This window comes from Flavobacterium muglaense (assembly GCF_014305155.1).
GTDB lineage: Bacteria > Bacteroidota > Bacteroidia > Flavobacteriales > Flavobacteriaceae > Flavobacterium > Flavobacterium muglaense.
In genome coordinates, this window is record NZ_JACRUK010000005.1 from 39,754 (window position 1) to 59,277 (window position 19,524).

Below are 19,524 nucleotides of genomic sequence, written 5' to 3' on the forward strand. Positions count from 1 at the left end.
ATGGAGATGTTGTTTAGGCCATCTCAACTAAATATAAAAAATAATACTATAAAAATGAAACAAACAACTAATTCAATATTGATGATCCGCCCCGTTGCGTTTCGTATGAATGAGCAAACGGCTGTAAATAATTATTACCAAAAAGTACTTGATGGACTTTTGCCGGCGACTGTAAATGCTAAAGCACAACAAGAGTTTGATGATTTTGTAGAAAAGTTAACAGCTGTAGGTGTTGATGTAACGGTGGTTGATGATACTTTGAATCCTGATACACCAGATAGTATTTTTCCTAACAACTGGGTATCATTTCATGAAAATGGAGATGTTACTTTGTATCCTATGTTTGCCGAGAATCGTCGTGTAGAACGTCGTGAGGAAATATTTGATGTTTTAGAGGAAAAAGGATTTAAGATTGTCAATATTGTTGATTATACTTCGGCAGAGGAAGATGGTTTTTTTCTAGAAGGAACAGGAAGTTTGCTTCTTGATAGAGCCAATGAAAAAGGATATTGTGCATTGTCGCCTAGAGCAGATGAAGAATTGTTTATTGAGTTCTGTGAAGATTTTGATTATGCACCTGTTTTATTTGAAGCTTTTCAAACGGTGGATGGGGAACGTAAGTTGATTTATCACACGAATGTAATGATGTGTTTGGGTGAAACATTTGCTGTTATTTGTGCGGATTGCATTGATGATAAAAAAGAACGCAAAATGGTTCTTGAGTCATTGAAGAAAGATGGTAAAGAAGTCGTTCTAATAACCGAATCTCAAGTTAATAATTTCGCTGGAAATATGCTTGAAGTTCGTGGAGCCTCTGATAAAAGATATTTAGTAATGAGCGCTGCTGCACATCAAAGTTTGACCACTAAACAAGTCGAGCAGTTAGAAAAGCATGCAATTATATTGAGCTCAAGTCTGGATACTATAGAAGCATGTGGTGGTGGAAGTGCGCGCTGTATGATGGCCGAGATATTTTTGCCTAGAGCCTAATTCACTTTTAAAATTAAAAAAAAATGCCCCATGAAGTTTAAAACTATTTGGGGCATTTTTTATGGAAAGAAAAGTTGGGTATTGTTTATTTCATAAAATTAGTTTCAACAATTGTAATGATCGAACTGATGATGTATTGAACTCCAATAGCAATAACGATAAATCCCACAATTCTAGAGATGGCTACAATTCCGGATGCTCCAAGTAGTTTTGCTAGAAAATGGGCACTTCTCAAGGTTACGAAAATAGCAATGGCTACCGCTAGAATGGCCAAAATTGAAATGATGATGTCGCTTGTGTTTTGATGTTCATGGTAAAAAGCGATCAATAATGAGATTGATCCTGGTCCAGCAAGCATTGGGATCGCTAGAGGAGTAAGAGCAATGTCGTTTCTTCTTTGCGCGTCATTTTCCACCTTTTTATTTACACCTCTCTTCTTATTGAAATTGCCGGTCAATAATGAAAATCCCGAAGTAGCAATGATAATACCTCCCGCAATGCGCAATGCTTCAATGCTAATACCGAAAAATGACAATACATATTCTCCAAAAAAGAATGAAATAATTAAGATGATAAAAACATTGATGGCGGTCCATAATGAAATCCTAGAACGCTCTTTTTTATCGTCGTCCATCGTTAGGCCAACAAATATTGGGACAGTTCCTATAGGGTTTATAACAGAGAAAAGTGCGGCAAATAAGTAAATAAAAAGTTCCATGTTTTTTTTGCGAAATTAGGTGGTTCGGTTTAAGGAAAACACTGCTGTGAGATTAAGAAAATGTTATAATTAATCAATTGATTGAAGTACTTTTCCTTTAGAAAAAAATGAAAGATATTGATTTAATTGAAAACAAGCTATAGTATTTTAGTACTTTTGCTAAAAAAATAATTGCAACACAATGAAAAATAAGAAAACTTTAGTACTTGGTGCTTCGACAAAACCAGAGAGATATGCTTTTAAAGCCATTACAATGCTTGTAGATAAAGGGCATTCGGTGCTGGCGATCGGTCAAAATAATGGTGAAGTAGCCGGCATAAAAATCAAGACTAAAGCTATTCCTTTGTCAAATATTGATACTATAAGTTTGTATTTAAACCCAGCTCGCCAACGTGATTATTACAATTATATCGTAGAAGCTAAGCCAAAACGAGTGATTTTTAATCCAGGAACAGAGAATCCAGAGTTAGTTCAACTTTTAGAACTGAATAATATAAAATCAGAGGTAGCTTGTACTTTGGTGCTATTGACTACTAATAGATATTAATTTTTTTAGTAGATAAACCTGCTATTCCTTGCACCTATGCAAAGCGGATTGACGGACTAATCTTTTCCTTTTTTTAAAGAAAAAAAATGGAAAAGGATTTCCACTGCTATCAGGACTAGAAATCTAAAACGATATCTTTTCTGATGAAGGTTTGCTAATTAATAATAAACCAATAAAAGTAATCAGGCCGTTGATGATGATTAATTCGTTGTCAAAAACGTACCCAAAAAACAAAGCTTTAGAATTCTCGGTTATTAAAAAAGTAAGCGCTGGAGCAAGGATACAAATCAAAGGGACATATTTATCAATTACGGTTTTTGATTTCATAAAAAGACCAAAACAATACAGTCCTAATAAAGGGCCGTAGGTATAGGATGCAACTCTAAAGATCATACCTACTACTGAGCTGTCATTGACAGCATTGAATAAAATGATCACCAAGAACATTAAAAGCGAAAAACCTACATGAACAAAATGTCTTGTTCGTACTACATTGGGTTTATTTAAGTTTTCGGTTTTGTCCATGTGTAAAAAATCTACACAAAACGAAGTAGTAAGTGCTGTTAAAGCCGAATCGGTTGTGGCAAATGTTGCGGCTGTTAAGCCTAGTAAAAAGATGATGGATGGGACAAAACTTAAATGATGAAATGCTATTTCAGGGAAAAGCAAATCGGTTCTAGGTTTTCCAGTAATCAAATCAGTAGGTACTTCAATTCCGTTTCTGTTGGCATAAATGTATAAAAGCGCACCTACACTCAAAAAGAAAATATTGATCAGGACAAAAATCCCTGTAAAAGTGAACATGTTTTTTTGTGCTTCTTCAATAGTAGCGCAGCTCAAATTTTTTTGCATAAGATCTTGGTCCAGTCCTACCATGGCAATAGTTACAAATATCCCACCTAGTATTTGTTTGATAAAATGAAACTTACTCGAAAGGAAATCATCAAAGAAAAATATTTTCGAATAATTACTATTCTTGACTTCTTCAAAAGCATCAACAAAGCTCAGGTTTAAGCTTTGGCAAATAAAGTAAATGGTCAAAAAAACTGAACTTACTAAAAAAAGTGTTTGTAGTGTGTCTGTGATTATGATCGTTTTTAAACCACCGCGATAGGTGTAAGCAAAAATTAAAGCGAGTGAAATTAAGACAGTAGCTGCAAATGGAATGTTATAAAAATCAAATACAAAGCGTTGCAAAACGATAACGACAAGGTACAATCTAAACGCTGATCCAATTGTTCTACTAATTAGGAAAATGGTAGCTGCCGTTTTGTAGGAATAAGTACCAAGTCGTTGTTCAATATAGCCGTAAATAGACGTCAAGTTCATTCGGTAGTAAAGGGGTAATAAGACCTTGGCAATAATTATAAAGCCTATTGCGTTTCCCAATACAAACTGAAAGTATTTGAATTGCTCTCCACTGGGTGCTCCCACCTCACCGGGAACCGAAATGAAAGTCACACCCGAAAGTGCTGTTCCAATCATTCCAAAAGCGACGAGATACCATTTAGAATTCTTGTTGGCTTTAAAGAACGCTTCGTTGCCGCTATTGTTTTTGCTGGTAAAATGCGAAATGGCAAATAAAATCCCGAAGTAGATTAGGATTAAAGTGAGTATAGTAGCTGGTGTCATGTATGGTAATTTGAGGAGGCAAAATACAATTTTTTGTTTAAATCAAGATTTGTTAAATTGTTTATTTAGAAAACCACCAATTTTCCTAGGGTATTCCTGAAATTACCCTTTAATTGAATAAACAAATTATTACATTTGTAGTTATGGAATTTTCGTCAAAATTAATAGAGAAAGCAGTAAACGAGATATCGCAGTTGCCTGGAATCGGAAAAAGATCGGCCTTGCGATTAGCGTTGCATTTATTGAAGCAGCCTAAGGAGCAAACGCGTTTTTTAGCGGAAGCGTTACTAAGCATGAGAGCGGATATTAAGTATTGTGATAATTGTCATAATATCTCAGACAGTACCACTTGTGAAATATGTGCTAATACAAACAGGAATCATCAAATAGTATGTGTGGTTGAGGATATTCGGGATGTAATGGCAATTGAAAACACGGGTCAGTTTAGAGGTGTTTATCATGTATTGGGCGGAAAAATATCACCCATTGATGGAGTTGGCCCAAGTCAATTAAAAATTAGCACGCTGGTTGAAAAAGTAAAAACAGGAACCGTAAGCGAAGTTATTTTTGCGTTAAGCTCAACGATGGAAGGCGATACAACTAATTTTTATATTTTTAAACAAATTGCCGATTGTGATATTGTTGTTTCAACTATTGCCAGGGGTATAGCAGTAGGAGACGAACTTGAATACGCAGATGAAGTGACATTGGGACGTAGTATATTGCATAGGGTACCATTCGATAAGGCTTTTAAGAACAATTAACCCAGATAAAAATAACATAACTTTAAATATAGTAAATGAAAAGCTATATTTGTTATTCAAAATAAAGTAATGAGCAAGTATATATTCTTTTTATTGTTAACTATTGGTGTTTTATTTACTTCTTGTATCTCCACTCAAGATTTGATTTATTTACAAAATAAGGACGCTGCTACAACTGATAATTCGATAGCAGCGGTCATGTCAAAACCATATCGATTGCAAACTAATGATGTTTTGAGTATCAATATCAAAGCAATTGACCCGAAACTAGTAGCTATTTTTAATACAACAGAAAAAGCCGAATCGGAAAAATCAGATGCTGGTTTGTATTACAATGGATTTACCGTGGACGATCATGGTAACATTAGGATGCCTATTTTGGGAGAAATCAATGTCATAGGGTACACTGTTGAAGAGGTAAGGGTTAAAATTGAAAAACAATTATTAGAAGAATATTTTAAAAAAGAAGCTAATATTTTTGTCACTGTAAAGTTGGCTGGATTTAGATATACCATCAATGGTGAAGTGGGGAGTACTGGTACAAAAGTGTTGTATCAAGAGCATGTTAATATCATGGAAGCTATTGCTAATTCTGGCGATATCACAATAACCGGAAATAGAAAAGCGGTTACAATCATTAGGCAGTCGCCTACAGGTAGTGAAATGCATGATCTCGATTTAACCGACAGGAATGTGATTAATTCGCCTTATTTTTATTTGCAACCTCATGATTATATTTATGTGAAACCGCTCAAACAAAAAACGTGGGGAACAGGAAAAACAGGTATAGAGTCATTGGGTACAATAATCACATTGTTGTCTTTGGCTACGACCACCTTTTTATTATTAAAAAACTAAAATACTGTTCAAAGAATGTTAGATATAAAAGATTTTGCAATTTTTGAAAATCAAGTCAGTTTTGATTTCAAGGGGTTTTTAATAAAAATCGCGAGTTATTGGAAATGGTTTTTGCTTAGCTTATTGATTACATACACGATAGCTTATCAAGTTAATATTCGTAAGGAGAAAGTGTATAGCATGGAAACGCTAATTTCGGTTAAGGAAGAAAGTAACCCTCTTTTTACATCTAGCACTAATTTAGTTTTTAACTGGGGAGGAACCTCAGATCAGGTTCAAACTATTTCTACTACATTGCAATCTCGCTCTCACAATGAACTTGTGGTTGATAAGTTGCAATATTACATTGACTACTTATCGCAAGGAGAATACAATATTGTTGATGCATACGGCGCGGTTCCTTTTTATGTAAATATTGATAAAACCAAAGGGCAAATAGCGGGTACTTTGGTCAAAATAAAATTTTTGTCTGAGACTGATTATCAAATCGAAATTCCATTTGCTACTAATTCGGTTTCTGTTATTACCTACGCCGATAATACCTATGGATCTACTGCTGTTGCGGTGGGTGATTTTGTTAAGAAATATAAAGTTGGCGAACAAGTTGCTTTGCCTTTTTTAAACTTAAAATTACAAATAAAAGACAATCCAGGAATCTATAAAGGCAATGAGTATCTCATACGGTTTAATGATTTTAATGGAACAGTTTCGCGATACAAAGGCATAAATGTGCGTTCGGATGATAAAGGTGGTTCTATTATTACCCTAGGAATGCAGGGGGAGAATAAGGCAAGAATGGTCGAGTATTTGAATGCAACCGTAGCAATGTTGATTAAAAGACAGCTGGATGCTAAGAATCAGTTTGCAACTAATACGATTGCGTTTATCGATAGTACTTTGGTGGCTATGGAGTCGCAGTTAAAAGAAACGGGAGATCAGTTAAAGACTTTTCGTCAAGGAAAAAACATTTATGACATCGAAGAAGGTGGCGGTAAATTTTCGGATAAAATTTCAGGTTTTGATGTCGCTAAGGATGAGCTCACGCGCAAGCTAGCCTATTATAATTCTTTGAAAGCCTATTTAAAAAACAGTACAGACTATTCTAGATTGCCCGCGCCATCCGTGGCGGGTATTGATGATCCAAATATTGTGGTCAACGTATCCAAGTTGATTTCTTTGTCAACCCAAAGGTCTGAGATGGCGTATGCTGTAAAAAGCGATAAGATTTTCAAGGATTTTGATAATCAAATGGAAGCCATAAAGAATGTTTTGTTGCAAAATATTATTTCGGCAAAGTCATCATTGCAGTTTGATTTAGGGATGATTAATAGTAAAATCAATCAGGCCGAAAACACCATTAAGGCGCTGCCAGATGATCAACAAGAGTTAATCAAGATCAAACGAAAGTATGATTTAAGCGATAATATTTACAGTACGTTTTTACAAAAAAGGAGTGAAGCCGATATTGTAAAAGCAGCCAATTTATCGGATATTCATTTTATAGATCCTGCCAAAGATGTTGGTGGTGGATTGATAGGTCCTAAGACTTCGGTGAATTATATCATGGCGTTGTTTCTAGGTATTTTGTTTCCGTTATTGTTTGTATTCGCCATTTTTTTTATCAATAATTCGATTCAAAACACGGAGGATATCAGTAAGCTAACCAAAATACCTTTGATAGGTGTCGTTGGTTTAAATAAAGAAATTACAGATTTGGCGGTGTATGATCGTCCAAAATCAGCCCTTTCAGAATCTTTTAGGGCTATTCGATCTTCATTGCAATTTTTATATAAAAAGCAAAATGTGGATGGAGCAAAGACTTTAATGATTACTTCATCTGTGAGTGGTGAAGGGAAAACATTTTGCTCTATTAATATTGCTACAGTTTTTGCGCTTAGCGAAAAACGCACAGTGATTGTAGGTCTTGATTTAAGAAAACCGAAATTATTTGACGAGTTTAATTTATCAAATGATGTGGGTATTGTAAACTATTTGATTCATCAAAAAACGGTTGACGAGATCATAAATCACACACATATTCCGTATCTTGACGTAATCCTGTCGGGACCTATACCGCCAAACCCTTCGGAGTTGATTATGAGCGACGGTATGGTTGCTTTAATAGAAGAGTTAAAAACCAAATACGATTATATTATTCTGGATACGCCACCAGTTGGTTTAGTGTCAGATGCTTTAGAGTTGGCTCAATATTCTGATGTGACTTTGTATATTGTGAGACAGAATTTTTCTAAAAAAGAAATGATTACCTTGTTGAATAATAGAATAAAAAGAGGCGAACTCAATAATGCGAGTATTGTTTTTAATGGTTTTGAACATAAGGCAAAATACGGTTCAGGTTATGGATACGGTTACGGCTATGGTTATGGCGCTTACGCAAATGGGTACCATGACGATGAGCAACCAAAGACCATAATTGACAAAGTGAAGGACAAATTTCGAAAAAAATAAATTGATTTGTATCAAATTAAAAAATAATGACAGAAGGAACAATAAATAAAATTTTAATTACCGGTGGTGCTGGATTTATAGGGTCCAACTTATGCGAGTATTTTTTAGCCAAAGGACATGAAGTGACTTGTTTGGATAATTTTGCAACGGGTCACAGGCATAATTTAGTACAATGCATCGATAACCCAAATTTCAAGTTAATTGAAGGTGATATCCGTATTGCGGCTGATTGTCAAAAAGCAGTGGCTGGTATTGAATATGTTTTTCATCAGGCGGCTTTAGGTTCTGTGCCACGCTCTATAAATGATCCTGTGACGACAAATGATGTCAATGTCTCGGGTTTTTTAAATATGTTGGTGGCTTCCAGAGATGCGAAAGTAAAACGTTTTATGTATGCGGCTAGTTCGTCTACTTATGGAGATTCAGAAGGGTTGCCAAAAGTAGAAGATGTGATTGGTAAGCCATTATCTCCTTATGCCATTACAAAGTATGTAAATGAATTATATGCCGATATTTTTAGTAAAACGTACGGAATCGAAACGATAGGTTTGCGTTATTTTAATGTTTTTGGAAGAAATCAAGATCCTAATGGCGCTTATGCTGCGGTAATTCCTAAATTTGTCATGCAATTAATGCAGTTAGAAAGCCCTAGAATTAATGGGGATGGTAATTATTCAAGAGATTTTACCTATATTGATAATGTCATTCAAATGAATGAATTGGCGATGAATACTACCAATAAGGAGGCAGTAAATACGGTGTATAATACAGCATTTGGAGATCGCAATACGCTGAATGATTTAGTGAAGTATTTAAAAGATTTTTTATCGAAATACAATCCAGAAATTGCAAATGTAGCAATAGAGTATGGTCCAAACCGTGCAGGTGACATCCCGCATTCACTAGCTAGCATTGATAAAGCCAAAGGATTATTGGGCTACGACCCAAAATTTTCTTTGCAAAACGGATTAGAAGAAGCAGTGGCCTGGTATTGGGAGAATCTAAAATAAAATGTAGTTCCAATCCATAGCATTCATACAAAGCATAATAAAATAGAATAAATGAAAATTACAAAAATTTGTTGCATCGGAGCTGGTTATGTAGGAGGTCCTACAATGGCTGTGATTGCACAAAAATGCCCTCATATACAGGTTACAGTTGTTGATTTGAATCAAGAAAGAATTGCGGCTTGGAATGATCAAGATGTTAAAAATATTCCTATTTACGAGCCAGGGCTGGCAGAAGTTGTTGGTGAGGCAAGAGGGCGAAATTTGTTTTTTTCTACTGATGTAGATAAAGCGATCGATGAGGCTCAGGTTATTTTTATATCGGTAAACACGCCTACTAAAACCTATGGAAAAGGGAAAGGGATGGCTGCTGATTTGAAGTATATTGAATTATGTGCGAGACAAATTGCTAGAGTAGCGAAAGAAGATAAAATTGTGGTCGAAAAATCGACGCTACCGGTACGAACTGCCGAAGCTATTAAAAGCATACTGGACAATACAGGAAATGGAGTACAGTTTCAAATTCTGTCCAATCCTGAGTTTTTGGCCGAAGGAACTGCAGTGAGCGATTTATTGGATCCTGATCGAATATTAATTGGTGGGGATGAATCTGTTGAAGGGCAAAAAGCAATTAATGCGCTAGTCAGCGTGTATGCGAATTGGGTTGCTGCCGATAAAATTTTGACTACTAATGTTTGGTCGTCAGAATTGTCAAAGCTGACTGCTAATGCTTTTTTGGCGCAACGTATTTCGTCTATAAATGCAATGTCAGAGTTGTGCGAGAAAACAGGTGCTGATGTCAATCAGGTAGCAAAAGCTATTGGAATGGATAGCCGCATCGGTTCAAAGTTTTTGAAAGCTTCAGTAGGTTTTGGTGGTTCTTGTTTTCAAAAAGACATCTTGAATCTAGTGTATATAGCTAAATCGTATGGTTTAAATGAAGTAGCCGATTATTGGGAGCAAGTCATTATCATGAACGATTATCAAAAAAGACGTTTTTCTAATAAAATAGTTCAAACATTATACAATACAGTATCCGGAAAGAAAATCACGTTTTTAGGATGGGCTTTCAAGAAAGATACGAATGATACCAGAGAATCAGCGGCAATTTATGTGGCAGACGATTTGATGAGTGAACAAGCACAAATTGTGGTGTTTGATCCCAAGGTTTCTGAAAAGAAGATTTTAGCCGATTTAGATTATTTAGAAACAAGAACATTAGATCAAAATAAGGCTTTGATTGCGGCAGTTGAAGATCCTTATGAAGGGTGTAAAGGCGCACATGCTATTGCTGTTTTGACCGAATGGGATGAATTTAAAGAATACGATTGGCAAAGAATTTATGATGGCATGCAGAAGCCTGCTTTCATTTTCGATGGAAGAAATATTTTGAACGGACAAGAATTAAAAAACATAGGATTTATATACCAAGCCATTGGTTCTTAGTAGTTGTATAGTACTGTTTAGGACAAATAAAGGGCTTTAAAGATATAAATGTTTAAAACAATGCAGATGAATTGGTATGTAGTTTATACAAAACCGAAATGGGAGAAAAAAGTAGCAGAACAATTATTAAAAAACAATATTGAATGTTACTGTCCACTGACGATTCAAATAAGGCAATGGACGGATAGAAAGAAAAAAGTAGAAGTACCTCTTTTTAATTCGTATGTTTTCGTACGTTTGGAAGAAAAAGATCGCAATGTTGTTTTTGAATCAGCGGGAGTTGTTCGCTATTTATTTTGGTTGGGAAAACCAGCTATTGTAAAGGATGACGAAATCAATACCATTAAAAAATGGTTGGATGCCTCGGATGAGTACGAAGTATTGGTTGATACGGTGAAAGTAGGAGATCGAATTACGCTAGATTCTGGACCATTTGCGTCTCAGCAAGCAGTGGTTCAAGAAATAAGTAGCAACCATTATTCACTGGTTTTAGAAAACCTGGGTTGTGTGTTAAAAATTAAATATAATAGATAAATAGAATGAGTGTCAGTTCAAAAATAGCAATTATAGGTCTGGGTTATGTGGGTTTGCCATTAGCTAGATTGTTTGCTACAAAATATCCCGTAGTGGGTTTTGATATTAATACAAAAAGAATATCAGAATTAAGAGCGGGAAAGGATACCACCTTTGAGCTGGTAGAATCGGTTTTGAAAGCGGTGCTTTTAGAATCGAATCCAGTTTTGGACGCCCATCCAGCAAATGGTTTGTTTTGCTCGTCTGATAGCTCGGATATAAAAGAGTGTACTTATTTTATTGTTACCGTTCCTACGCCTGTTGATAAAAACAATCGACCAGATTTGACTCCTTTGTATAAGTCGTCCGAAACCGTTGGGAGCGTATTGAAAAAAGGAGATACTGTGATTTACGAATCTACCGTCTATCCTGGGGTTACAGAAGAAGAGTGTGTACCTGTTTTAGAAAAAGTATCGGGATTAAAATTTAATGTCGATTTTTTTGTGGGCTATTCGCCGGAACGTATTAATCCAGGTGATAAAGAGCATACGGTAGATAAAATTTTAAAAATCACTGCAGGCTCTACTCCAGAGGTAGGTCGAGCAGTTGATGCGCTTTATAACAGTGTGATTACCGCTGGAACGCATTTGGCTCCTTCAATAAAGGTAGCTGAAGCGGCTAAGGTGATCGAAAATTCGCAACGTGATATTAATATTGCTTTTGTGAATGAATTGGCTAAGATTTTTAATCTTATGAATATCGATACCACTGCCGTTTTGGAAGCAGCAGCTACCAAGTGGAATTTTTTGCCTTTTAAACCGGGTTTGGTTGGCGGTCATTGCATCGGTGTTGATCCGTATTATTTGGCTCAAAAAGCCCAGGAACTAGGATATCATCCGGAGATTATTTTGGCAGGAAGACGGTTAAATGATAGTATGGGATCGTATATCGCTTCGCAAATTGTAAAGCTGATGATTAAAAAAGGGATTTCGATTAATGGTGCAACGATCCTGATGTTAGGAATCACCTTTAAAGAAAATTGTCCTGATGTGCGCAATACTAAGGTGGTTGATGTCATTACTGCCTTGTCTGATTATGGCATTGAAGTAAGTATTTATGATCCTTTGGCTAATCCTGAAACGGTATGGGAGGAGTATCAATTAAAAATGACTAATGCTATACCTACTGATAAATATGATGCAGTGGTTTTGGGAGTGGCGCATAAAGTGTTTTTAGATTTAGATTTTTCTCAATTGATGCATCCTTTAGGTCTTTTATATGATGTAAAAGGAGTGTTAGGGGATCAAGCTGGAGGTAGATTGTAAATAAAGTAAATAGATACGAATTTAAAAAAATAAAATATGGAAAGTAAATCAATTACACATGTTATCCTTACAGGAGGAGTGGGAAGTAGATTGTGGCCTTTGTCTCGTAAAAGCAGACCCAAACAATATTTGGATATTTTTGATGGTAGATCGTTATTTGAGTTAACAGTTAATAGGAATAGGGATATTGCGACTAAAATAATGGTGGTTGGAAATATTGACAATTGCCATTTAAGTAAGGCTATTTTAAACAAAACCAATACTAATTATGTAGATATTATCGAGTCTACGCCTAGAAATACGGCTGCAGCTATTGCTTTTGCTGCTTTTGGATCTGCTGCTGATGATATATTAATTGTAACGCCTTCAGATCATATTATTGATAATATGGCTAGTTATAAGCAAGCTATTAGTCAAGCAACGGATATGGCTTCTCAGGGTTATATTGTGACTTTTGGAATTGTACCTACAAAACCAGAAATTGGGTATGGCTATATCGAAAGAAAAGGAGATGATGTAATTTCTTTTAGAGAAAAACCAAATCAAGTAACCGCTGCTGATTTTATTGCCAAAGGAAATTTTCTATGGAATAGCGGAATGTTTTGTTTCAAAGCCGCTGTCTTTTTAGAAGAATTAAAATTATACGCTCCTGCTGTTTATGAAAAATCGAAAATAGCTTGGGAGAAAAGTGTAAATGGTATTGTGGATCTGGAGGCTTCTCTGGAAATCCCTTCTATCAGTGTCGATTATGCAGTAATGGAAAAAAGTAAAAAGATAAAAGTAGTTGCTTCGGAATTTGTCTGGTCTGACTTAGGGTCTTTTGAATCGGTATATGATTATTTGGTCACTATAGGGCATCCAGTTGATAAACACAGGAATATGGTCATAGGTACGGATAAGTATACAGCGTTTATTGGAATGAAAGATACTATTTTTATCTATACCGATACTGCTCATTTGATTCTTCAAAAGGAGTTTTCACAAGATGTGAAAAGTTTGTATGGAACATTGGAGCGTGAAATACCTGAATTGTTAGAGTAAGTGTGATTTTTCTTCCAGATTTAATTGGTGAAATTGGAATGGATTGCTCTAACCAAATTAGGTGATATTTTAGGTTTTAATCCATTGTTTTTCAATGTGTAAAGAGCTTTGGTTTTTAGATGATTCTTTTTGATTCCTTTTAAACTTCATTTAGGATTTCTTTTTTTCTATATTTGCCAAAAATCAACCGCAGCGTTTTTAAGTGATTTTGAATCGGTTGTATAAAGTGTAATAATAAATAAAGTGTGTAAATCCCGATTTAATGGGGTTTACTGCGGCGAAGCCGTTGCTATCAGTAAAGGTTTATGATAGTAAACAGATAAATATAGTATAGTAGTATGAAAAATGTAATTTTTGCTTTTGCGCTTTTAGGAGCTCTTTTAATGGCACCTCAAACAAAGGCTCAAGATCTATTGCAAGCAAAGGATGTAAGTTCGGTTAATGTGGATAATCTTTCTGAGGCCGATTTGGCTAAGATTCAAGCACAGCTAAAGACCAATAACATGACTATTGAGCAGGCAGAGCCAATGTTGTTGTCCAAAGGAATGACAGCAGCTAATGTAGCTAAATTGAAAGCGAGACTCAGCGCTAAGTCTGTTGCTAGTGGAAGTCAAACGACTAGCACGCCAAACGGCGGACGCAAACAAGTTCTGGAGACAAACATTAAAGTAAAAGACGAAGCCAATGCCTTAGTTTTTGGTTCTGAGTTATTTGATAATCCTACGTTGGATTTCACAGCCGATTTAAAGCTAGCTACGCCTGTTAATTATGTATTAGGACCTGGTGATGAACTGCAAATTAGTGTATACGGGGTGCAACAGTACTCTGCTAGTGTTCCTGTTTCGGTTGAAGGTAGAATTGCAATTGATTATGTAGGGCAATTAGCGGTTTCTGGGATGACCATAGAAGCAGCTACTCAAAAAATAAAAGGAGCTATTGCAGGAGTGTATAGTACAGTTGCTTCAGGGCAATCGCAAGTAAGTGTAAGCTTGAGTCAAATACGTACTATTAAGGTGACGATTATAGGAGCCAAACAGCCGGGAAATTATTCCGTTTCTTCTTTGGCTACTGTTTATAATGCTTTGCATGTAGCTGGTGGGCCAGCTGTTAATGGAAGTTACCGTAATATTGAGTTGATCCGTAACAATAAGGTTTATAAATATGTGGATATCTATGATTTCTTAGTCAAAGGAGATCAGTCTGCTAATATTGGTTTGAAAGACAATGATGTGATTCGAATTCCAGCTTATTTGAATAGAGTAACACTAGAGGGTGAAGTGAAACGTCCGGGTATTTTCGAATTGAAAAAAGGGGAGAGTTTTCAATCTTTATTATCGTTTGCCTCTGGGTTTAACGAGTTGGCTTATACCGCTTCTATAAATGTAATTCAAAAAACGGCTAAGGAATTCAAAGTAACAGACATTAAGCAAGCTGATTTTAAAACGTATTTGCCACAGTCAGGAGATGTTTTTAGAATTACAAGAATTTTGAATCGTTTTGAAAATCGTATCAAAATTGAGGGAGCAGTTTTTAGACCGGATACCTATTCTTTTTATACTGGAATGCGTATTTCGGATTTAGTAAAAAAAGCCGATGGGTTAAAAGAAGATGCTTATGGCAAAAGAGCGCGTGTTACAAGATTAAAAGGCGACTTAACGACTGAGGTTCTCCATGTTGATTTAGACAAAGCACTTACTGGAGATATGGAAGCAAATTTGGTGTTGAACAAAGAGGATGTTTTAACGGTCTATTCTATTTTGGGTTTTGTAGAGGTCTTTAAAGTAATCATTGATGGAGAAATTAAAAACCCTGGTACGTATAGGTTTTATGAAGGCCTTACATTAAACGATTTGTTAGTTGAAGCTGGTGGTTTAACTGGTTCGGCTTCTAAGAGAGTCGAAATAGCAAGAATGTTAATTTCAGAAGAAATTGATAACACCAATCCCAATAAAGCAGAATTGTTCAATATTGATATTACGCCTGAAAATAACGAACAGTCCAAAAATTTTAAATTAAGTCCTTTTGATGTAGTGAACATTCGCAAGATGGCAGTGTATGAAAAACCAGAAATGGTTGCGGTAACTGGGGCCGTACATTACGCAGGGAAGTACGTGCTAGCTAGTAAAAAGGCAAGGGTGTATGATATTATCGAAAGAGCAGGTGGATTAACATCTCTGGCTAATATTGATGGGGTAAAGATCAAGAGACCCATCAAAGCAAAGCAAATTGAAGAACTGGAGAGCGTGGACTTGAATTTGGGTAAAAAAGACAGTATCCAAAACAAGTTGGAAAAGAAATTAAAAGAAGATTTAAAATATGCAATTATCCCAGTAGATTGGAAGTCAATTGTGAAAGATCAAAGAAGTAGTACGAATGTTACTCTTTTTCCTGGGGATATAATAGAAATAGCAGATTTTAACGAAGGGGTAAAAGTTACTGGAAATGTATTATTAACTTCGGAGATTCCGTTTAATAAAGGTAAAGGATTCAATTATTATTTAGATGCGGTTGGTGGTTTAGATAGTAAAGGCTGGCGAAAAAAAGCGTATATTATTTACCCTAATGGTAAAGCGGCGGTTACACATTCGTTTATGTTTGTAAAATCGTATCCAAAAGTGACACCAGGGGCGCAAATTATTGTACCTGAAAAGCCGGAAGTGAAGAAGATGAGCACGGGAGAGTACGTGAGTATTGGGAGTGTGATTGCTAGTTTAGCCTTATTAATTGTGACGGCTTTTAAATAATACCTATAAATGAATATTGAGAATAAAAATATAGAAAAAGACGAATTATCTGTTAAAGAATTGATGCAAAAAACAAAGGAGTGGTATCTCTACTTGTTGGTGCATTGGAAAATTATCATTTTGGCAATATTCGTAGGGGCTTCTTTAGGTTTGGTGTATTCATTCGTGAAAAAACCCGTATACACTGCTAGTTTGTCTTTTGCATTAGAAGACGAGAAGTCTGGTGGTGGATTAGGTAGTGCTTTGGGTTTGGCTAGTTCATTAGGTTTGGACGTTGGTGGTGGAGGTGGTAGTATTTTTACTGGCTCAAATCTAACAGAGTTGTTCAAGTCGCGTGTTATGGTTGAAGAGACTTTGCTATCACCAGTTAGATTAAATGGTAAAGTGGTTTCTTTAGCTGAAATGTATATTCAAAACAGTGATTGGAGAGATAGTTGGAACGATAATCCCAAATATAAAAATATTCAATTTTTACCCGAAACAAAAAGAAAGTATTTTACTAGAGTACACGATAGTATTTTGGGAGTGATCTATGAGAATTTGTATAAAAATTCCTTGTCAGTCGACCAAAAAGATAAAAAAATTGCTATTGTAACTATTGATGTGCATTCGACGGATGAATTGTTTGCCAAATATTTTACGGAAGCTCTAGTGAGAGAGGTATCTGATTTTTATGTTGCTACTAAAAGCAAAAAAGCTCGTATGAATATGGACATTCTTGAGAGGCAGACAGACTCCATTCGAGGTGAACTAAATGGGGCTATTACTGGAGTAGCGGTTGCTAATGATAATACTTTTAATTTAAATCCAGCTTTAAATGTGCGTCGCGCCCCTTCTGCTCGCAGGCAAGTTGATGTTCAGGCAAATACTGCGATATTAACAGAGTTAGTAAAACAATCCGAGTTAGCTAAGGTTACTTTACGTAAGGAAACGCCGCTGATTCAGGTTATTGATGGACCAATTTTGCCCTTGCCAAAAGAGAAATTTGGTAAAGCAAATGGAATTTTGTTGGGTGGTTTTACTGCTGGTTTTTTATTGGTTTTAGTACTGATTGTGAAACGAATTTTAAGAGAATTAGTATAGGGGTAGGAGCTTAATGTTTAATTATTACTTTAAAAATCATAATGATAAAAAATTTAATCATTTTTGGAACCAGGCCAGAAGCAATTAAAATGGCTCCTTTAGTAAAAGAATTTCAAAAACAAACGGGATTCGATACTAAAGTTTGCGTTACTGCTCAACATAGGGAAATGCTAGATCAAGTTTTGGATTTTTTTGATATCGAACCGGATTTTGATTTAGATTTAATGAAACCTAATCAAAATTTATTTTCTTTAACATCGGATATTATCTTAGGATTAAAATCAGTATTAGAGGAATTTAAACCAGATTATGTTTATGTACATGGGGATACGACTACGACGATGGCAGCTAGTATAGCATCTTTTTATGCTGGAGCAAAAGTTTGTCATGTGGAAGCCGGTTTACGCACAAATAATAAATATTCGCCTTTTCCTGAAGAAATGAACCGACAAGTAGCGAGTCGAATAGCTGATTATCATTTTGCGCCAACTACTAAATCAAAGGAAAATTTATTGCAGGAAAACATTGCAGAAGACACAATAGTTATCACAGGAAATACTGTTATTGATGCTTTATTAGAAAGTTCGGTAAAAGTACATAGTATTGAAAATATTGAAATAGAAAAACTTAAGACTATTGTAGATAAATCAAAAAAATTAATTCTAGTTACAGGTCATAGACGAGAAAATCATGGACAAGGATTTATCAATATCTGCGAAGCATTAAAAGAAATTGCTTTAAAAAATGAAGATGTACAGATTATTTATCCAGTTCATTTAAATCCTAATGTAAAAGAACCTGTTTACAAAATTTTAGGGGGAGTTAATGCTATTCATTTAATTGATCCATTAGCATATCCAGCTTTTGTGTGGTTGATGAATGAATCTTATTTAATAATCACTGACTCAGGAGGTGTACAAGAGGAAGCACCAAGTTTAGGAAAACCTGTTTTGGTGATGCGTGACACAACAGAACGCCCTGAGGCTGTTGATGCAGGAACAGTAATTCTTGTAGGTACTGATAAAGAAAAAATTGTACAAGAATGTAATGACCTATTAGTAAACATACAGAAATATCAAGAAATGAGTGCTTTACACAATCCTTACGGAGACGGGAAGGCTTGTGAGCGTATAGTAGAACACATAATCTTTATAAATAGATAATATGAACAACGAAAGTGTAGTAATGATTGGTTTGGGATACATAGGTTTGCCCACAGCAGCGCTTATAGCTAATAATGGTATACATGTGCATGGTGTTGATATAAACCCAGAAGTTGTAGAAATTATTAATGCTGGTAAAATACACATTGTAGAGCCAAGTTTAGACGAAGCCGTTGCTACAGCAGTTTCAAAAGGATTCTTAAAAGCAGCAACAACACCTATAGTAGCAGATGCGTATTTGATCGTGGTTCCAACTCCTTTTAAGGCAAAAAATGAGCCTGATATTTCGTTTGTCGAAGCTGCGACAAAAGCTATTATACCGTTGTTGAAAGAAGGTGATTTATATATTATTGAATCAACTTCACCTATTGGTACAACTGAAAAAATGATGCGCTTTATTTATAGTGAACGTCCGGAGTTACGGGATAAACTTTACATAGCGTATTGTCCTGAACGTGTTTTACCGGGGAATGTAATGCATGAATTAGTATATAATGATCGAGTGATTGGGGGGGTTGACGACTTGTCAACTCAGAAAGCTATAGCATTTTATAGTCAATTTGTAAAAGGAGAATTGCATCAAACTAATGCTAGGACAGCTGAAATGTGCAAGCTAACTGAAAATTCCTCACGTGATGTTCAGATAGCTTTTGCCAATGAATTGTCGCTTATTTGCGACAAAGCAGATATAAATGTATGGGAACTTATTCGTTTGGCAAATAAACATCCAAGAGTAAATATTTTGCAACCAGGTTGTGGAGTGGGTGGTCACTGTATTGCAGTTGATCCTTATTTTATTGTAGCCGATTATCCTTTAGAATCTCAAATTATCGGAAAAGCAAGAGAGATTAATAACTATAAGTCGTTTTGGTGTGCAGAGAAAGTTAAATCAGCAAAACTGGAGTTTCAATTAAAACACGGACGAAAAGCTAGTGTTGCTATCATGGGGTTGGCTTTTAAGCCCAATATTGATGATTTAAGAGAGTCTCCTGCAAAGTATATAGCGCAGCGTATATTGCAAGATTCGCATGACGATAGTTGTTTTATTGTAGAGCCTAATATCCAGGATCATAAAGTTTTTAAATTAACGCCTGTTGATGAAGCTGTTGATAAAGCAGATATTGTAGTGTTTTTGGTGGCACATAATGAATTTAAAAAGCTTAATATAGACGAGTCGAAAATTGTTCTAGATTTTTGTGGAGTCTTAAATTTAAATAATTAGAA

At 35.5% G+C, this 19,524-nt stretch carries 16 protein-coding genes; 14 read left to right on the forward strand and 2 right to left on the reverse strand.

The window, feature by feature from the left end:
- Positions 1-54 precede the first annotated feature (54 nt).
- The gene (gene ctlX / locus H8R24_RS03740) at positions 55-990 is read left to right on the forward strand and encodes a citrulline utilization hydrolase CtlX (RefSeq protein ID WP_187017222.1); all 936 of its coding nucleotides are present in this window, start codon (positions 55-57) and stop codon (positions 988-990) included.
- Between the two features lie 85 nt (positions 991-1,075).
- Here the strand turns inward: ctlX and H8R24_RS03745 are convergent, their stop codons facing one another.
- Complete coding sequence (locus H8R24_RS03745; protein WP_187017223.1) at positions 1,076-1,708, reverse strand: MarC family NAAT transporter; 633 nt, start codon at positions 1,706-1,708, stop codon at positions 1,076-1,078.
- Between the two features lie 181 nt (positions 1,709-1,889).
- On the opposite strand from H8R24_RS03745, the gene H8R24_RS03750 reads away from it, so the two are divergent.
- Positions 1,890-2,255 carry a CoA-binding protein gene (locus tag H8R24_RS03750; RefSeq protein WP_187017224.1) on the forward strand — a complete coding sequence of 122 codons (366 nt, stop codon included), beginning with the start codon at positions 1,890-1,892 and terminating at the stop codon, positions 2,253-2,255.
- Between the two features lie 123 nt (positions 2,256-2,378).
- Here the strand turns inward: H8R24_RS03750 and H8R24_RS03755 are convergent, their stop codons facing one another.
- A complete protein-coding gene (locus H8R24_RS03755) occupies positions 2,379-3,887 on the reverse strand; it encodes a sodium:solute symporter (protein ID WP_187017225.1) in 1,509 nt (502 codons plus the stop codon).
- A gap of 143 nt (positions 3,888-4,030) precedes the next feature.
- On the opposite strand from H8R24_RS03755, the gene recR reads away from it, so the two are divergent.
- From recR to wecC, 12 genes are all read left to right on the forward strand, one after another.
- Positions 4,031-4,651, forward strand: a complete 621-nt coding sequence (recR, locus tag H8R24_RS03760; protein WP_187017317.1) for a recombination mediator RecR — start codon at positions 4,031-4,033, stop codon at positions 4,649-4,651.
- A gap of 69 nt (positions 4,652-4,720) precedes the next feature.
- Entirely contained in the window at positions 4,721-5,509 is a 789-nt protein-coding gene (locus tag H8R24_RS03765; protein ID WP_187017226.1) for a polysaccharide biosynthesis/export family protein, read from the forward strand.
- A gap of 15 nt (positions 5,510-5,524) precedes the next feature.
- The gene (locus tag H8R24_RS03770; RefSeq protein ID WP_187017227.1) at positions 5,525-7,978 is read left to right on the forward strand and encodes a polysaccharide biosynthesis tyrosine autokinase; all 2,454 of its coding nucleotides are present in this window, start codon (positions 5,525-5,527) and stop codon (positions 7,976-7,978) included.
- A 26-nt stretch (positions 7,979-8,004) separates the two neighbouring features.
- A complete protein-coding gene (locus H8R24_RS03775; RefSeq protein WP_187017228.1) occupies positions 8,005-8,988 on the forward strand; it encodes an SDR family oxidoreductase in 984 nt (327 codons plus the stop codon).
- A 51-nt stretch (positions 8,989-9,039) separates the two neighbouring features.
- A complete protein-coding gene (locus H8R24_RS03780; RefSeq protein ID WP_187017229.1) occupies positions 9,040-10,431 on the forward strand; it encodes a UDP-glucose 6-dehydrogenase in 1,392 nt (463 codons plus the stop codon).
- A gap of 66 nt (positions 10,432-10,497) precedes the next feature.
- Entirely contained in the window at positions 10,498-10,965 is a 468-nt protein-coding gene (locus tag H8R24_RS03785) for a UpxY family transcription antiterminator (RefSeq protein WP_187017230.1), read from the forward strand.
- 5 nt (positions 10,966-10,970) lie between these two features.
- A complete protein-coding gene (locus tag H8R24_RS03790; RefSeq protein WP_187017231.1) occupies positions 10,971-12,269 on the forward strand; it encodes a nucleotide sugar dehydrogenase in 1,299 nt (432 codons plus the stop codon).
- Positions 12,270-12,305: 36 nt separating this feature from the next.
- Positions 12,306-13,310: a mannose-1-phosphate guanylyltransferase gene (locus tag H8R24_RS03795; protein ID WP_187017232.1), complete on the forward strand. Its 1,005-nt coding sequence runs from the start codon at positions 12,306-12,308 to the stop codon at positions 13,308-13,310.
- Between the two features lie 338 nt (positions 13,311-13,648).
- On the forward strand, positions 13,649-16,054 hold the full coding sequence (locus H8R24_RS03800; RefSeq protein WP_187017233.1) for an SLBB domain-containing protein: 2,406 nt from the start codon (positions 13,649-13,651) through the stop codon (positions 16,052-16,054).
- A gap of 9 nt (positions 16,055-16,063) precedes the next feature.
- On the forward strand, positions 16,064-17,137 hold the full coding sequence (locus tag H8R24_RS03805; RefSeq protein WP_222617356.1) for a Wzz/FepE/Etk N-terminal domain-containing protein: 1,074 nt from the start codon (positions 16,064-16,066) through the stop codon (positions 17,135-17,137).
- A 41-nt stretch (positions 17,138-17,178) separates the two neighbouring features.
- Entirely contained in the window at positions 17,179-18,300 is a 1,122-nt protein-coding gene (gene wecB, locus H8R24_RS03810) for a non-hydrolyzing UDP-N-acetylglucosamine 2-epimerase (RefSeq protein WP_187017234.1), read from the forward strand.
- A gap of 1 nt (position 18,301) precedes the next feature.
- Positions 18,302-19,522: a UDP-N-acetyl-D-mannosamine dehydrogenase gene (gene wecC, locus H8R24_RS03815; protein ID WP_187017235.1), complete on the forward strand. Its 1,221-nt coding sequence runs from the start codon at positions 18,302-18,304 to the stop codon at positions 19,520-19,522.
- Positions 19,523-19,524 lie beyond the last annotated feature (2 nt).

Excerpts from the sequence above, each read along its gene's own strand:
- H8R24_RS03770 (WP_187017227.1), top strand. The coding sequence starts at position 5,525 with ATGTTAGATATAAAAGATTTTGCAATTTTTGAAAATCAAGTCAGTTTT.
- H8R24_RS03790 (WP_187017231.1), top strand. The coding sequence starts at position 10,971 with ATGAGTGTCAGTTCAAAAATAGCAATTATAGGTCTGGGTTATGTGGGT.
- wecC (WP_187017235.1), top strand. The coding sequence starts at position 18,302 with ATGAACAACGAAAGTGTAGTAATGATTGGTTTGGGATACATAGGTTTG.
- H8R24_RS03750 (WP_187017224.1), top strand. The coding sequence starts at position 1,890 with ATGAAAAATAAGAAAACTTTAGTACTTGGTGCTTCGACAAAACCAGAG.
- H8R24_RS03775 (WP_187017228.1), top strand. The coding sequence starts at position 8,005 with ATGACAGAAGGAACAATAAATAAAATTTTAATTACCGGTGGTGCTGGA.
- ctlX (WP_187017222.1), top strand. The coding sequence starts at position 55 with ATGAAACAAACAACTAATTCAATATTGATGATCCGCCCCGTTGCGTTT.
- recR (WP_187017317.1), top strand. The coding sequence starts at position 4,031 with ATGGAATTTTCGTCAAAATTAATAGAGAAAGCAGTAAACGAGATATCG.
- H8R24_RS03755 (WP_187017225.1), bottom strand. The coding sequence starts at position 3,887 with ATGACACCAGCTACTATACTCACTTTAATCCTAATCTACTTCGGGATT.
- H8R24_RS03765 (WP_187017226.1), top strand. The coding sequence starts at position 4,721 with ATGAGCAAGTATATATTCTTTTTATTGTTAACTATTGGTGTTTTATTT.
- wecB (WP_187017234.1), top strand. The coding sequence starts at position 17,179 with ATGATAAAAAATTTAATCATTTTTGGAACCAGGCCAGAAGCAATTAAA.
- H8R24_RS03805 (WP_222617356.1), top strand. The coding sequence starts at position 16,064 with ATGAATATTGAGAATAAAAATATAGAAAAAGACGAATTATCTGTTAAA.
- H8R24_RS03800 (WP_187017233.1), top strand. The coding sequence starts at position 13,649 with ATGAAAAATGTAATTTTTGCTTTTGCGCTTTTAGGAGCTCTTTTAATG.
- H8R24_RS03780 (WP_187017229.1), top strand. The coding sequence starts at position 9,040 with ATGAAAATTACAAAAATTTGTTGCATCGGAGCTGGTTATGTAGGAGGT.
- H8R24_RS03745 (WP_187017223.1), bottom strand. The coding sequence starts at position 1,708 with ATGGAACTTTTTATTTACTTATTTGCCGCACTTTTCTCTGTTATAAAC.
- H8R24_RS03795 (WP_187017232.1), top strand. The coding sequence starts at position 12,306 with ATGGAAAGTAAATCAATTACACATGTTATCCTTACAGGAGGAGTGGGA.
- H8R24_RS03785 (WP_187017230.1), top strand. The coding sequence starts at position 10,498 with ATGAATTGGTATGTAGTTTATACAAAACCGAAATGGGAGAAAAAAGTA.